The sequence below is a fragment of the Corynebacterium cystitidis genome (assembly GCF_900187295.1).
GTDB lineage: Bacteria > Actinomycetota > Actinomycetes > Mycobacteriales > Mycobacteriaceae > Corynebacterium > Corynebacterium cystitidis.
The window spans coordinates 1571293-1586218 of record NZ_LT906473.1 but is presented as its reverse complement, the minus strand read 5'-3'; the positions used below and the strand labels follow the sequence as shown (position 1 = coordinate 1586218).

Below are 14926 nucleotides of genomic sequence, written 5' to 3'. Positions count from 1 at the left end.
GCGCCATGGTCAATGCTGCATTGGTCGGTTGTGGCGATGTCGCAACCGTGCATGTCGAGGCCCTTGAGGCACTTGGCGACGAACTCGGCATCACACTCGTCGGAGTTGCCGATACACACCTAGACTCCGCGAAGGCAATTTCGGCGGTGACCACAGCCAACGCCTACCCAAGCCTGTCCAGCATGCTGGAAAAAGAGGACATTGATGTCCTCCACATCACCACACCTCATGACCAACACATTGATCTGGCCATCGAGGCTCTAGAAGCCGGGGTGAACGTGATCCTTGAAAAGCCACTGGCCAATGAGACTGAGCATGCCTACCGGCTGCTGGACTACCTCGAGGATCACCCAGACGCACCGAAGATCGGCATCTGCTACCAGAACCGATACAACGTTTCCTCGTTAGAGATGCGACGCCTACTCGACTCAGGCGAGTTGGGAACCGTCCACGGGGCTTACGCGTCCGTAGTGTGGACCCGTACCCCGGGTTACTACGAAGCGAAGCCGTGGCGCGGGCAAAAAAGGCGCGCCGGTGGCGGGTTGCTGATGAATCAGGCGATTCACACCCTGGACTTGGTGCAATGGTTCTTAGGCACTGTCACCCAGGTGAAAGGCATGGTGTCTACAGACAAGTACGGAGATGTCGTTGACACCGAAGACACCGCCCACGCATACCTCACCCACGCCACTGGCGTGAACACGAGCTTCTACGGGACGCTGACAAATTCACGCCACCGTCATGTGGAGATCGAGATCGACTGTGCCAAGGCACTTGTCGAGTTGCGCGACGGGCTGACAGTGACCTGGAAGGATGGCCACGTCGACCACTATGAGGAGCGCAAGCAAGAAACCGAAGGCAGAAGCTACTGGGGTGTCAGCCATGAGCTGCTGATTCGGGATTTCTACGAAAGACTAGCTGATCCGGAACCGTTCTGGATCAGCCCAGCCGAAGCGATGGCCTCACTAGGCATTGCGAAGGCAATCTACCAATCATCACAGAATAAAGGAGAAACACATGAGTAAGAAAGTACGTCTTGGCATCATTGGCCTTGGGGCTCAAGGTGGCAGCTACGCTGAGTTCATCAACGAAGGCCGGGTTGACAACATGGTCATCGGTGCGATCAGCGATATCCTTCCAGAAAAGAAGGAGCAGGCCGACAAATACGGAGTCCCCTTCTACGAGGATTACAAGGAGATGATTAACTCCGGCGACGTTGACGCGGTTGTCACCACCGTTCCGCACTATCTGCACCCTGAGATGGGCATCTACGCACTGGACAACGGGGTGCACGCCCTCGTCGAAAAGCCTGTCGGCGTGTACACTGAGCAGGCCAACGAGCTGATTGATTTTGCCAAAACCAAGCCAGAGCTGAAGTTTGGTGTGTTCTTCAACCAGCGCACCAACGAGCTGTACAAAGATCTCAAGGAACTTCTGGATTCTGGTGAGCTGGGCAAGCTGCGCCACACGTCCTGGATTATCACCAACTGGTGGCGCCCACAGGGCTACTACAACCAGTCTGACTGGCGTGCAACCTGGGGTGGCGAGGGCGGAGGCGTCCTAGTCAACCAGGCACCGCACCAGCTTGACTTGTGGCAGTGGATCTGCGGCACACCAGAGCGCGTGTTCGCCCGCGCAGAGTACGGCTTCAAACGCGATATCGTCGTTGAAGACGAAGTCAACGCGCTGGTGTCCTTTGCAGACGGCGCGACCGGTACCTTCATTACTTGTACTCACGACATGATCGGTACTGACCGCCTGGAGATCCTGTGCGACAAGGGCAAGATCGTGGTCGATGAGTCTAAAAAGGTCACTATCTCCCGTCTCGTCGAAAACGAAGAAACCTTGTCCAAGGACATGGATATGGAGGCAGTGAAGAAGCTGTTTACCGGCCAGTTGGATATGGACAAATACATGACCACAGAAACCAAGGAATACGAGTCTGTCTGGGGTGCACAACACGTTGAGGTGCTGCGCAACTTCGCAGCAGCCGTCAACGGTGAGGAAGAACTGCTGGCGCCCGGCGCAGACGGAATCCACGGCGTGCGCTTGGCTAACGGCATCCACCTGTCGTCCTGGCTGGGCGAGGAAGTAGACCTGGTTAACTTCGACGAAAAGAAATACCTTGAAGAGCTGAACAAGCGCATCAAGGAAGAAGGCAAGTTCGAGGAGCGAAAATAATGGCTGACATTGGCGTACAACTAATGATGCTCAAGGACCAGGTTGCCGAAGAAGGCATGTACCCAATCCTTGAGAAGCTGAAAGATATCAACATCGCTTCTGTGGAGGTTTCGCAGATTCCGATGGATGAGAAAAACACCGCAGACCTCGAACGCGGCATCAACGAGCTTGGCATTGAGGTCGGAGCGCTATCCGTGGCTTTGAAGCCGGGACCGACCGCTACCGGCGATAACCTCGAAGAGCACTACGACAAGATCGTCGCCGACTGCAAGCGGCTGAACGCACGTTTCGTCCGGATTGGCATGATGCCTTTCGACGCGATGGTTTCCCTTGAGGCAACGGAATCGTGGGCCGCGGAAGTGGCACCGTGGGCGGAGAAACTCGCCAAGGAAGGCATTACGCTGTGCTACCACAACCATCACGTGGACCTACACCGCTTCGATAACGGCGAACGCATCTTTGATGTTGTGCGCCGTGTCGCCCCGGAGTTGAACTTCGAGGTAGACCTGCACTGGGTGCAGCGCGGTGGCATGGCCCCACTGGATATGCTCAAGGAGTACTCAGGTGTGTGCAAACTGATCCACGTGAAAGATTATCGCGTGACCGCTCTGCCACAGGAGGCGATCGACTTGATGAGCTCCGGCAAGGTGATGGAAGGCTACGACAAGTTCGTTAACATTGTCGAGTTTGCTGAGGTTGGCCAGGGAAACATGAACTGGCCTGAACTGATGCCAGCGGCGAAGGAGGCGGGTGCAGAGTACTTCTTCATCGAGCAGGACATGACTTATGGCCGTGACCCACTCGATTGCATCAAGGTTTCACGCGAGTACCTCGCCTCGATCGGCTGGTAGCACGTGGTTGCTTAACGACGAGTAACTGACGCCGCCCGGGCCCCGTTAAGTCGGTGCCCGGGCGGTTTCTTGTTCTCGTTTCCCACAAAGGCATTCACCCCGCTACAGCATACTGGGGCTGGAGCGGGGTGAGTAGCGTTGAGTGCCGGGAGACTTTATGCCTCTGGGTGTTCGGTTGAGACAACACCGGCTTCGGCAGCTTCGCGGCGGGCATCGAGGATAGCCACGTTCTCTGCAACCTTCTTCTTCTTCAGTGGGTAGAGGAAAATCAGGGCGAGGGCGACGAGGATACCGCCGACACCAGGCAGAACGTTAGCAAGCATGTAGATGCCATCGATAGCTTCCTGAGATTGCTGGACACCTTCCGTTGCTGCGTCAGCGTCGAAGCCGACCCAGCCAAGGGTTGCGCCGACCAGGAATCCTGCGAAGGCTTGGCCTAGCTTTCGTGCCCACGAGTACACGGCGTAGACGGTTGCATCGTCGCGGTGTCCGGTGCGCACTTCCTGGTAGTCAATGACGTCTGTAATGAATGCCCAGATCAGGAAGTTGAACACGTTGATGCAGAACATGCCTACTGCGTAGAACGCGATCCAAACCCATGCGTTTTCGAGCTTCAGGAAGTAAGCGACCAGCATCACAATACCCATGAGGAGCATCGACACGATGCCAACCTCGGCCTTGCCGAACTTCTTAGCCAACCACGGTGCAACAACGATGAGGATCAGCGCCGGGAATAAGCCCGCGAAGGATGCAGGCGACTGCAGTCGACCATCACCGAAGTAGGAGGTGAACAGGTAGCCCAACATGCCCATGAGGAACATCATCGACAGCAGCAGGACCAGAGCTGCCACGATCAGGCCGAGAAGTGCACGGTTGGACACGACGGAACCCAGCATCTTGCCGATACCAACCTGCTCACTCGCTGTTTCCTCCGTTTGCACTACGCGCTCAGTAACGAGGCTATAGAGGATCATGTAGCACAACACAGCCAAGATGGAGCAGACGATGGCGGACCACATCATGCGCTGACCGGACAGGATTGAAACTCCTGCTTCGTTGGTGACGTAGACAATCAGTGGCAAAGTGGTCGTGATCGCCAGGTTTGCCAGGGTTGCGCCGGTGGAGCGCCACACCGATAGGTGCGCGCGATCATCCGGGTCCGACGAAATGACTGACGCCATGGATCCGTAGGGGATGTTGATCATGGTGTAGGTGATCGAACCCCACAGGAAGTAGGTGGCCACCATCCAGGTCAGCTTGGCGCCGTAGGAGTTGAAGTCAGCTACGAATGACATGTACATCAGTGCGGAAGCGACTGCCACTGGAATGGCTATCCACTTGATCCAGCGCTTGAACTTGAAACCGACCGTCTTGTTTGGCATGCGGTCGACGACAACACCGATACCGATGTCGGTGAAGCCGTCAACGATGCGTGCCACCAGTAATAACGTACCAACGTGGGCGGGTTTGATGCCCACCACATTGGTGTAGAAGATCATAAAGAAGGTGGACTGAAGAATGAATGTGAAGTCATTGCCAAAGTCGCCAAACATGTAGCCGACTTTGTCGCGTAGCCCAAACGGTCGAACGTCGTCGCGTTCTACCGTCCGGGGTGACTGTGCGGGGGTCGCTGTGGACACGATAGCCTCCATAAATACGAACAGGGAGTAAACTTTCTAAGCCAAACTTCATTTAATCACGCTAATGGTGAAACGTGTTATCTAATTGTTTAAATGTGGTTCGGGTCACAGAGTTTACGGGGGTAGCGACGTGAGTCATAGAGTAAAACTCCAAACCACCAGTTTTAGGTTCTGTGATTAGGAAATTGAATTGGCGCAAGTCACGGGCAGGATCCTGCGGGTCTTTGAGAAACAGACACGCACTAGGGTCGCTGAACTTAGAAAGTGTTTAGTAAACCACCGGGGGTAGCGAGAATCACCAGGAATACCACACCCCCGCACCATAGGGGGTGGTGCGGGGGTGTGATCGTCGAAAAGCGTCTGCCTAAGCCTGGCCCTCAAACAGAGTAGTCACGGAACCATTTTCGAAGATCTCATGGATCGTCTTCGCCACCAGCGGAGCAATCGACAAAACAGTAAGGTTGTCCCACCCTTCATTCGACTGTGGAAGCGTGTCGGTAGTAATGACCTCTTCAGCACCGCACTTGCTCAAGCGCTCACGCGCGGGATCAGAGAAAACACCGTGGGTGGTCGCGATAACAACATCGCCAGCTCCCGCTTCCTTGAGAACGCGCACGGCCCCAGCGATGGTGCCGCCGGTATCGATCATGTCGTCGAGAAGCACACAATTCCTCCCCTCCACCTCTCCGACTACACGGTTGGCTACAACCTTGTTAGCAACCTCGGTATCGCGAGTCTTGTGCACGAAGGCAAGCGGCGCATCACCCAGGGTGTTTGCCCACTTCTCCGCAACCTTCACGCGGCCTGCGTCAGGAGAAACCACAACGAGGTTGTCGAGCTCATATTTGCTCTTGATGTAGTCAGTCAGGATCGGCATCGCGTGCATGTGGTCGACCGGGCCGTCGAAGAAGCCCTGGATCTGATCAGTGTGCAAATCCACGGACACAATGCGGTCAGCGCCGGCAGCAGTGAGCAGGTCAGCAATCAGGCGTGCAGAAATAGGCTCGCGGCCCCGGTGCTTCTTATCCTGGCGGGCGTAGGGGTAGAACGGCAAGATCGCAGTAATGCGCTTTGCGGAACCACGCTTGAGCGCATCGATCATGATGAGCTGCTCCATGATCCACTTATTCAGTGGCTGGCAGTGGGACTGCATAACAAAGCAGTCCGCACCGCGCACCGATTCCTCGAAGCGCACGAAAATCTCGCCGTTAGCGAAGTCGCGTGCAGTCATTGGAGTGACCTCGGTACCAAGCTCGTTAGCTACGGCATCCGCCAGCTCCGGGTGCGCTCGCCCGGAGAAGAGCATAAGTTTCTTGTCGCTTCCAACGGAGTATCCAGACATGGTGGTACCGATTTAGCCTTCCTGGTTTGTGGAATTTTCACGTGCGCGCTGTGCGGCTTCAGCTGCCGGGGTTCCCGGACGCTTCTTCTCTACCCAGCCTTCGATGATGCGCTGACGACCTTCCTTGATAGCCAAGGCTCCAGCAGGAACATCATCCAAAACTACTGTACCCGCGCCGGTGTATGCACCATCACCGACCCTCACTGGGGCAACGAACATCGTGTCTGAGCCGGTACGCACATACGAGCCGATTTCGGTTCGGTGCTTTTGGACTCCGTCGTAGTTGACAAACACGCTGGAAGCCCCGATATTGGATTCTTCGCCCACAGTGGCATCGCCGATATAAGTCAAATGCGGCACCTTTGAGCCATTGCCGATCTGCGCGTTTTTCGCCTCGACAAAGCCACCCAGCTTTCCCCTTTCGCCGAGCACAGTGCCGGGGCGGATATAGGTAAAGGGGCCAACCTCAGAATGTGCGCCGATCTCAGACTCTGACCCATGAGTGCGGTAAACATAGGCGCCCTCTCCAACCTTCATATCCGTCAGTGTGGTGTCCGGCCCGATTACAGCGTTATCTGCGATTACCGTGGAACCCCACAGCTGGGTGTTCGGGTGAATCACAACGTCAGAGCCAATCTGCACATCAACGCCGATGAAGGTAGAGGCGGGATCGACCACAGTGGCGCCACCGAGCATCGCGGCTTCAACAGTGCGGCGATTCAACTCAGCGCCTGCCTCAGCCAACTGCACACGGTTGTTCACACCAGCCAATTCTGCCGGGTCGTGCGCGATATGGGCAGAGACAACCTTGCCGTCGGCACGTGCAATCCCGAGAACATCGGTGATGTAGAGCTCGCCTTGGGCATTATTGTCGTCGATACGCGTCAAAGCGTCGGCAAGCACAGCACCGTCGAACGCGAAAACACCAGAGTTAACCTCGGTGATCTGCCTTTGTGCGTCGCTGGCATCTTTCTGCTCCACGATCTTTTCCACGTTGCCGTCGCCGTCGCGGACGATGCGACCGTAACCGGTGGGATCAGCAAGCTTGAGCGATAACACGGTCACCGCAGCTTTGGCATTATTATGCGCCTCGATCAGCCCCTGGATCGTCTCTGGGCGAAGGAGAGGAACATCGCCATTGGTAACAACGACGGTGCCAGTGAAATCAGGAATCGCGGTCAAACCACACTGGACTGCATGTCCCGTACCATTTTGCTTGTCTTGGACAGCCTGGTGAATCTCGCAGCCCAACTGGCCGGCAATCTCGTCGACAGCGGGGGAGACCTGGTCCCGCTGATGGCCGACTACAGCCACGATATGCTGCGGGTCTACACCGGCAGCGGCGTGCAGTGAATGAGATAGGAGGCTACGGCCACCAATCTCATGTAGCGTCTTTTGCTTCGCGGATTTCATGCGGGTGCCGGCGCCGGCGGCAAGGACCACCACCGCGCAGTCAGAGTGTTGGGACACGTGCGACTCCTTATGTCACATCAGTTATTTTAGGCAGTAACGGGTACCAGCATAACGCGAGTTGCCAGTTACTTGTCTTTCTTCGCAGACACATCTTTCAAGCGTGACGCAGCGATCACGCCCGCACCACCCGTCACAGCCAAGAAGATCAAAGCCGGCTGCGAACCAAACTGGGCGATCGCACCCGAGATCACACCAACAATGATCAAGATGACACCCATGAGGGTATTGGCGGCACCGGTGTAGCGGGTGCGCTGATCGCCTTCAGCCATGTCCACCAGGTAGGTCTTTCGGGCCACCCGGACAGCCGTATGCGCCAGAGTGACAAGGAAGAAGCCGGCAGGAAGGATCCACGCGTAAACGCCAGGAGAGGCGGTGTTGGCCGAAATCACAAGCAGAATCAGGAGCACGCTGGCTACCCCCGATGCGATCGCCATAGTGTTTTTCGAAGAAATATCGGAGACGACACCTGAGATACGCCCGCCGACAAGGGAAGCCAACCCCGAGGCAAAAACAAAGATGCCCAGCCCCGTGATGTCGTGGCCCAACTCCTGGCTCAGTGTGACAATAAACGTGGTGGACAGAGCTGTCACCAGCATGAGTGACCGCACAATCACAAAAGAGCGGAACTGCTTATCACCAATGAAAAGCGCCCACGTTTCTTTCCACCAGCCTTCTTTGATCCCGCGCGGTTCTACCTCAGACTCAGGCTCGCGGACGGCCTGAAACACCACCGCCGCCAAAGCCCACATCAGCGCGCCACCACCGAGCAGCACCACGAGCACCCAGCGGGGGATCCCTCCGTCGAGAAGCGACAAAGCAAGACCAACCACCAGCGCAAGGCCACCCGAAAATGCTGTCGCGCGCCCAGTGACCAAACCACGCCCGCCCTTGGTAATAGTGCGCCCCTGTACGTCCTTCGAAGCGATGGAACACATCGAACGAAAAGTCGCGAGCACGGCCAGGCAAAACACCACAACAATACCAAGAGCAACACCACTAAGCAGCATGGCGGACACAGTGATCAGGGCAGCCGCGACGAACTGGCCTACGGAGCCAATAATCCACACCTTCTTCCGCGATGGCTGAGTAGTCACCCATGGCGTTATTGCGGCTTGCGGCAGCATCGATAAAGATTCACGAACCGGCACCAGTAACGCAGTAAAGAAGTGTGGCACACCCGCAGTAGTAAATAGCCACGGCAGCACAGTCTTCGGCGCGACAATCTGGTCGCCCAAACCTTGCAGGCCGTTGGACCAGATGAAAAGCCTAGCGTTGTGGTCTTCGTGGGGCGGGCGATCATCGTTTTGCGCATCGGTGCTCATGACATTGATGGTACTCGCAGCCGCTGCAGCCGCCCGCTCGGTCAATACAGTGTGGCCGGGCGGCTGCAGCTCTAGAACAAGATCCCCCGAATCCCCGAGTAGTTGTGGCCTAGGGCCGTGACTATCTTTGCATAAGCGAAGGCAAAAGTGCAGAGTGAACGTGCACACTTTAGTGTGCACGCCCCGAACCACACAGAAAAAGGGAATAAAAAAGCTTTCCCACCAGGACTCGAACCAAGCGCGAAACAGGAATCTCGCCAGTGAAAATGGTACGTATTAGCGTCTTGTAACAAGATTTTGACGAAAGTTGTTTCAGCTCGTGTCCTGAATATCAGCGCGGGGGGATTCCACGATGTCGGACCGAAAGGTTATAGTTGTGGCGAGTTGACACGTCGCATTGGGAGGAGGGACGAACGATGCCGATATATTCCGCACGTGCTGTTGCAGAGTGGTTTGTTGCGTGGGCGGAGGAAGTTGCCGATGCCGATATCACTCAGCTGAAATTGCAGAAGCTTTTATACTACGCGAAGGGCGCTGTGATGCGTGCTACGGACGGGGTGCCCCTCTTTGCTGACCGGATGGAAGCATGGGCGCATGGTCCTGTTGTGGTTGATGTGTACCACGCGACAAAGGCCTATAAGAACGGGCCGATTGATCCTGATGATTTCGTTTCGGAAGATTTCAATTGGGATGATTACCGGGATGTTGAGCAGGAGCTTATCGAGGTCTGGAATGAGTATGGCCCTTATTCGGCGTGGGCATTGCGCAATAAAACGCACCGAGAATCGCCGTGGCTGAAGAACTTTCGGGAAGATGAGCGTTCTATCGAAATTTCTGACGCTGACTTGAAGGAATACTTCTGCGAGTAAATGTCGAAGAAGAGTAAACGGCGTGGCACTCGGCCCAACGATAAGGGCCAGAACTCGAGTGGGGCTGTCCTTAAAGCGCTGCGTGAACAGGAGACTGAGTATCCGGCTCTATCATTCCGCCACGTGCAAAAAGGCTGGGGTTTCGAGGAGCTTTCGGATGGGCAGCGGTTAGCCTTCCTGACGAAGTGGCAGGAGCGTTGCAAGATATCGTGGAAGGAACTTTCTCAGCATAAGAAGCACGGGCTGGGGTCAGAGTTGCTTCCCCGCCATGTGATCAAGCCAATGATTCCACGGCAATTCACCGATGTAGAAAAGTTCCGTGTCTACCGCCACGAGGGTAATCACGCTCTTGCAGGGTGGAGGGGCGCAAACATCTTCTACGTGATCTGGATCGAAGCCACATTCAATGAGCTTTATGATCACTAATCTGGCTGACAGCGCCTAGCGAGTCCACAACAGTAGCCAACCCGTCCTCCCTCAGACTTGCTTAGGTATCCAGTGTGATCTTCGCGCTGACGTGACCCAGCTGCCGTTGCACCAGTTTCACAGTGGCCCTGCCGGGGTCATCAGGCCAATGGCAACGTGGCGAAGCCAGTGAGGCGTGATCCGTAGGAAGGTGGCTATCCCCGTATTTTCTACGCAGGTTGAAGTGTTCGGGAGACTGCGGACTCAGGCCAAGGGGCGGATGCGCTTCTGAGCTTTATTCATTGGGCTAGCGAGTTGCTACCTGAGGAGGTTCAGACTGACGAGTTGCCACAACGCATCCGAGATGGAATTGTTCGCTGAAGTGAAGGCATCTGGCATTGAAACGGGGCTAGAAGGGGTACTGATTCTTCTGTGCGAGAAGGTGGGTTATGGAGTTTGATGTGTGTGGTTTAACGATGAAGGCAGTAGATGCCGGGGTTTCGGTGTGGTCTGTTGAGAATAGAGAGGAGGTTTACGGTTCCCTACGAGTTGGTTGATCTTGTGGCGGGCACCCCTGGTAAAGGAGTTAGGAGCATCGCAACCGTTTTGTTTGAGGTTAAATTCGCCAAGGGTAGGCGGTAAAGGAATGAAGTTTATTTCGACTCCCGTTGGAGGGCTAAGGTGTTGCCTGTACATCCTGTGCTCCGGTCACTTTGTGAAAAGCTTGCCATCGACACGGAGACTGCAACTTCGATAGCTCGGATGGAGCGAGAAGAAGGCAGTGATTACGGTGCTGCGGAGCTGATTGGAGAGGATAATGGCTGCTGCCGCATCCTTGGGTGCGGAGATTTTGTCCCTGAAGCCCTTAAGCCTGTGGATGACACCGAAGACCCCAGCAGCCTGCTAAAACAGCAGGTGCCGGGGGTGTGGTAAAAGCTTCCCCACCAGGACTCGAACCTAGAATGACGGTACCAAAAACCGTAGTGTTGCCGATTACACCATGGGGAAATCGCCTACTAGTTTACCGAATCATTGCGTAAAGCCTAATCAGCAGGTCCGCTAGGGTAGACAGCATGGCTAGACAGCGCATGACCGGTTTCAGAGCGACGGGAACCATTGATTAATGTTGGGCGGGCAGTGTTCGCCCAACGCGGCTTGCGGGCACAACCGGAAATAATTCGCAATGTAGGAGTTGAGGAATGACAGACAACCTTCCGATGTTGGCGGGGCTGCTCACCAAAGCAGCGTCCGACCCGAAACTAAAAGGTCTCGTCTCCCAACTTCACGAGGAAGCTGGAACCCAGGCTTTGCACATCACGGGCATTGATCAGGTTCGCCCCTGGGCTGTCGGGGCGCTGGCGCGGAAAACCCCGGTGCTAGCCGTCACCGCAACCAGCCACGAAGCCGAGGATCTCACCGCTGAGCTTGCGGCAATGCTCGGTGAGGATAAAGTGGCCAAGTTTCCCGCTTTTGAGACTCTCCCGCATGAGCGCCTCAGCCCGGGAGCAGACGTCGTCGGCACGCGTTTTGAGGTTCTGCACCGGCTGCCAAACTTGCAAGTCGTGGTCACGTCGGCGCGCGGATTCTGCCAGCCGTTCCTGCCCGCGATAGAGCCGATCGTGGTGGAACAAGACCAGGAGCGCGACTTCACAAAGCTTGTCAACGCCCTGACCACCTTTGCCTACAAGCACGTGGACATGGTGGCTGCACGCGGAGAATTTGCCACACGCGGCGGCATCATCGACGTGTTCCCCACCACCGCCGAACACCCGGTCCGCCTCGAGTTCTGGGGCGACGAGATCACCGACCTGCGCAGCTTCGCCGTAGCCGATCAGCGCACCATCGAGGAGATTACCCGGGTAGAAGTATTCCCGGCCCGCCAATTGCTGATCGACGACACCGTAGCCGCGCGTGCCGACGAACTGTCGCGTGAGTTTCCCACCAACCCCACATTGGTGCAATTACTCACCCGCATCTCCGAGCACACACACGCCGACGGAATGGAAGCGCTGATGCCTGCGCTGACAGACCAGCAGTTCCAGGTGCTGCCCGATCTGATGCCGGAAGGCTCCGTAGTGCTGGTAACCAGCCCAGAAAAGGTGCGCACCCGCATTGCTGACCTGGAGCAGACCGACCAGGAATTCTTGGAGGCCGGGTGGGAGGCCGCGGCCATGGGCGCCGAAGGACCGGTCGCAGTCGAAGGGCTGGACCTGTCTGCTACCTCGTACCGCTCATTTGAATCGCTCAAGGTCTCTGCCGAGAAAGCTGGCGCGCGGTGGTGGACATTTGCCCCACCCGGCATGTTCGCAGCCGACGAGGCCGACACACTGCCGCTCGAGTTCACCCCGGCCCCGGCGCCGCGCGGCGAGGCTAAAGAGATTGAAGCGCTCATGGCCCAGCTGAAAAAGCATGTGGCCGACGGGGGAGCGGCTGCCTTTATCGCTCCCGCCAAGGGCACCGTGGAACGCATGGCGGACAGATTCCGCGAAAACGGTATCTCGGCGCGCATCGCCAGCGCGGGGCTAGAGCCTATCGACGGCAAGATCACCCTCTACCAGGCCGTCAGCCACGCCGGCCTGATCTTCCCCGGCACCCACATCCCCCTGGTCGTGGTCACAGAAACAGATGTCACCGGTAACCGGGTCGGAGATATTGCAGGAGCGAAGCGTCGAAAAGCGAAAAGGCGCAACCGCGTCGATCCTTTAGCGCTGCAGCCCGGCGACTACGTGGTGCATGAAACCCACGGGATCGCCCGCTTCGTAAAAATGGCGGAACGGGCGATTACCAGCGGGGAAGAGACCAGCCGGCGCGAATACATCGTGTTGGAATACGCGCCGAGCAAACGCGGGCAGCCAAATGACCAGCTGTGGGTGCCCATGGAGTCTTTAGACCTGCTGTCAAAATACTCCGGCGGCGAATCACCCACCCTGTCCAAGATGGGCGGTTCTGACTGGAAAAACACGAAGAAAAAGGCGCGCGCCGCCGTCCGCGAAATCGCCGGTGAACTGGTGCAACTCTACGCTAAGCGGGTCAGCGCGCCGGGCCACGCATTCGCGGCGGATTCGCCGTGGCAGCACGAAATGGAAGACGCCTTCCCGTTCGTGGAGACGGAGGACCAGATGGTGGCTATTGAAGCCGTCAAAGAAGACATGGAAAAGCCGGTGCCCATGGACCGCGTGATCGTGGGTGATGTGGGCTTCGGCAAAACTGAGGTAGCTGTGCGCGCAGCTTTCAAGGCTGTCCAAGACGGGGCGCAGGTGGCGGTGCTCGTGCCGACGACACTTCTTGCCCAGCAACACTATTCCACCTTCGCCACCCGCATGGCTGGCTTCGGTGTGGAGATCCGCGAGCTGTCGCGTTTTACGTCCGCTGCTGATTCGAAGAAGATCTTAAAGGGGCTTGCCGACGGCTCCGTGGACATCGTGATCGGTACTCACCGCCTGCTACAAACTGGTGTGCAATGGAAGAACCTGGGCCTGATCGTGGTGGATGAAGAGCAGCGCTTCGGTGTGGAGCACAAGGAGCACATCAAAGCGCTTAAGGCGCACGTGGATGTGTTGACCATGACCGCAACACCAATTCCGCGCACCCTCGAAATGAGCATGACCGGGATCCGCGAAATGACCTCCATCACCACCCCGCCAGAAGACCGCCACCCGGTATTGACCTATGTGGGTCCGTATGAAGAAAAGCAAGTGGCGGCGTCGATAAGGCGCGAACTTTTGCGCGACGGCCAGGTCTTTTTCATCCACAACAAGGTCAGTGACATTGAGAAGAAGGCGCGTGAGCTGCGCGAGCTTGTGCCGGAGGCGCGCATCGTGGTCGCTCACGGGCAGATGAGTGAGCAGGTACTCGAGCAAACAGTGCAGGGGTTCTGGGACCGCGAATTTGACGTGTTGGTGTGCACAACAATCGTAGAAACAGGGTTGGATATAGCCAACGCGAACACGTTGATCGTCGAAAATGCGCAGAATATGGGGCTTAGCCAGCTGCACCAGCTACGCGGGCGTGTCGGACGTTCGCGCGAGCGTGGCTATGCCTATTTCCTGTATCCGAAGGGTGCCACGCTCACCGAGACTAGCTACGACCGTCTGGCCACCATCGCCCAGAACAATGATTTGGGTGCCGGGATGGCGGTGGCGCAAAAGGACTTGGAAATGCGCGGAGCCGGCAATGTGCTGGGTGCGGAACAGTCCGGCCACATCGCCGGTGTTGGTTTTGATCTGTATGTGCGCTTGGTGGGAGAAGCCGTTGCTACCTACAAGGCGCTCGCCACCGGCGAAGTGGTTGATGCCACCGACCAAGGCCCGAAAGAAATCCGCATCGACCTGCCTGTCGACGCGCACATCCCCGAGACCTACGTCAACTCTGAACGCTTGCGGCTTGAGCAGTACCGCAAGATCGCAGAGACGCGTGACGACGACCAACTGACCACCATCATCGAGGAGATGACCGACCGCTTCGGCCCGTTGCCGGAGGAAGTTCAGCGCTTGATGGCTGTGGCCCGGGTGCGCCATCAAGCCCGTGCCGCTGGCGTGGCAAATATTACGGTGCAGGGCAACCGCATCAAGCTGCACCCGGTAGACCTGCCAGATTCGAAACAAGTACGGCTGAAGCGTCTGTACCCAGGTTCGGCGTACCGCGCGGCTGCGAAGGCTGTGCAAGTACCATTCCCTAAGGCAGGCAAGGGCATCAACCAACCCGGTCTGCGTGATACCGCCCTGCTGCAGTGGGTCGCCGACTTCCTGGCTGGGATGTTCGATGTGCCACAGGTGCCTGAGACTGGCGGTGAGACTGCCCCGCAACGAGAAAAGAGCGTGTTTTCGGTCAGCGAGTAAGGCTG

At 56.9% G+C, this 14926-nt stretch carries 11 protein-coding genes; 7 read left to right on the top strand and 4 right to left on the bottom strand.

Features of this window, described 5'->3' with window-relative positions; all coding sequences use genetic code 11:
• Positions 1-5: 5 nt before the first annotated feature.
• Genes CKV99_RS07450 through CKV99_RS07440 form a run of 3 tightly spaced genes read left to right on the top strand, consistent with a single transcriptional unit; the run spans position 6 to position 3032 of the window.
• Positions 6-1025, top strand: coding sequence for a Gfo/Idh/MocA family protein (locus CKV99_RS07450; protein ID WP_092258803.1), 1020 nt, complete (start codon positions 6-8; stop codon positions 1023-1025).
• Positions 1018-2181, top strand: a complete 1164-nt coding sequence (locus tag CKV99_RS07445) for a Gfo/Idh/MocA family protein (RefSeq protein ID WP_092258458.1) — start codon at positions 1018-1020, stop codon at positions 2179-2181. Before CKV99_RS07450 ends, CKV99_RS07445 begins: the two co-directional genes overlap by 8 nt.
• Positions 2181-3032, top strand: a complete 852-nt coding sequence (locus tag CKV99_RS07440) for a sugar phosphate isomerase/epimerase family protein (protein WP_092258455.1) — start codon at positions 2181-2183, stop codon at positions 3030-3032. Before CKV99_RS07445 ends, CKV99_RS07440 begins: the two co-directional genes overlap by 1 nt.
• Positions 3033-3187: 155 nt before the next feature.
• Here CKV99_RS07440 and CKV99_RS07435 read toward each other — a convergent pair whose 3' ends face one another.
• From CKV99_RS07435 to CKV99_RS07420, 4 genes are all read right to left on the bottom strand, one after another.
• Positions 3188-4672 (bottom strand): MFS transporter, encoded by a 1485-nt coding sequence (locus CKV99_RS07435; protein WP_092258801.1) that lies wholly within the window; start codon positions 4670-4672, stop codon positions 3188-3190.
• Between the two features lie 364 nt (positions 4673-5036).
• A complete protein-coding gene (locus tag CKV99_RS07430; RefSeq protein ID WP_092258452.1) occupies positions 5037-6014 on the bottom strand; it encodes a ribose-phosphate diphosphokinase in 978 nt (325 codons plus the stop codon).
• A 12-nt stretch (positions 6015-6026) separates the two neighbouring features.
• The gene (glmU, locus tag CKV99_RS07425; RefSeq protein WP_408607561.1) at positions 6027-7427 is read right to left on the bottom strand and encodes a bifunctional UDP-N-acetylglucosamine diphosphorylase/glucosamine-1-phosphate N-acetyltransferase GlmU; all 1401 of its coding nucleotides are present in this window, start codon (positions 7425-7427) and stop codon (positions 6027-6029) included.
• Between the two features lie 125 nt (positions 7428-7552).
• Positions 7553-8809, bottom strand: a complete 1257-nt coding sequence (locus tag CKV99_RS07420; RefSeq protein ID WP_092258798.1) for an MFS transporter — start codon at positions 8807-8809, stop codon at positions 7553-7555.
• 416 nt (positions 8810-9225) lie between these two features.
• On the opposite strand from CKV99_RS07420, the gene CKV99_RS07415 reads away from it, so the two are divergent.
• From CKV99_RS07415 to mfd, 4 genes are all read left to right on the top strand, one after another.
• Positions 9226-9678, top strand: coding sequence for a Panacea domain-containing protein (locus CKV99_RS07415; protein ID WP_092258446.1), 453 nt, complete (start codon positions 9226-9228; stop codon positions 9676-9678).
• On the top strand, positions 9679-10104 hold the full coding sequence (locus CKV99_RS07410) for a hypothetical protein (RefSeq protein ID WP_092258443.1): 426 nt from the start codon (positions 9679-9681) through the stop codon (positions 10102-10104).
• A 741-nt stretch (positions 10105-10845) separates the two neighbouring features.
• Positions 10846-11016, top strand: coding sequence for a hypothetical protein (locus CKV99_RS14260; RefSeq protein ID WP_157728398.1), 171 nt, complete (start codon positions 10846-10848; stop codon positions 11014-11016).
• Between the two features lie 284 nt (positions 11017-11300).
• A complete protein-coding gene (gene mfd, locus CKV99_RS07405) occupies positions 11301-14921 on the top strand; it encodes a transcription-repair coupling factor (protein ID WP_092258795.1) in 3621 nt (1206 codons plus the stop codon).
• Positions 14922-14926 lie beyond the last annotated feature (5 nt).

Excerpts from the sequence above, each read along its gene's own strand:
- CKV99_RS07450 (WP_092258803.1), top strand. The coding sequence starts at position 6 with ATGGTCAATGCTGCATTGGTCGGTTGTGGCGATGTCGCAACCGTGCAT.
- CKV99_RS07445 (WP_092258458.1), top strand. The coding sequence starts at position 1,018 with ATGAGTAAGAAAGTACGTCTTGGCATCATTGGCCTTGGGGCTCAAGGT.
- CKV99_RS07440 (WP_092258455.1), top strand. The coding sequence starts at position 2,181 with ATGGCTGACATTGGCGTACAACTAATGATGCTCAAGGACCAGGTTGCC.
- CKV99_RS07430 (WP_092258452.1), bottom strand. The coding sequence starts at position 6,014 with ATGTCTGGATACTCCGTTGGAAGCGACAAGAAACTTATGCTCTTCTCC.
- glmU (WP_408607561.1), bottom strand. The coding sequence starts at position 7,427 with ATGAAATCCGCGAAGCAAAAGACGCTACATGAGATTGGTGGCCGTAGC.
- CKV99_RS07420 (WP_092258798.1), bottom strand. The coding sequence starts at position 8,809 with ATGAGCACCGATGCGCAAAACGATGATCGCCCGCCCCACGAAGACCAC.
- CKV99_RS07415 (WP_092258446.1), top strand. The coding sequence starts at position 9,226 with ATGCCGATATATTCCGCACGTGCTGTTGCAGAGTGGTTTGTTGCGTGG.
- CKV99_RS07410 (WP_092258443.1), top strand. The coding sequence starts at position 9,679 with ATGTCGAAGAAGAGTAAACGGCGTGGCACTCGGCCCAACGATAAGGGC.
- CKV99_RS14260 (WP_157728398.1), top strand. The coding sequence starts at position 10,846 with ATGGAGCGAGAAGAAGGCAGTGATTACGGTGCTGCGGAGCTGATTGGA.
- mfd (WP_092258795.1), top strand. The coding sequence starts at position 11,301 with ATGTTGGCGGGGCTGCTCACCAAAGCAGCGTCCGACCCGAAACTAAAA.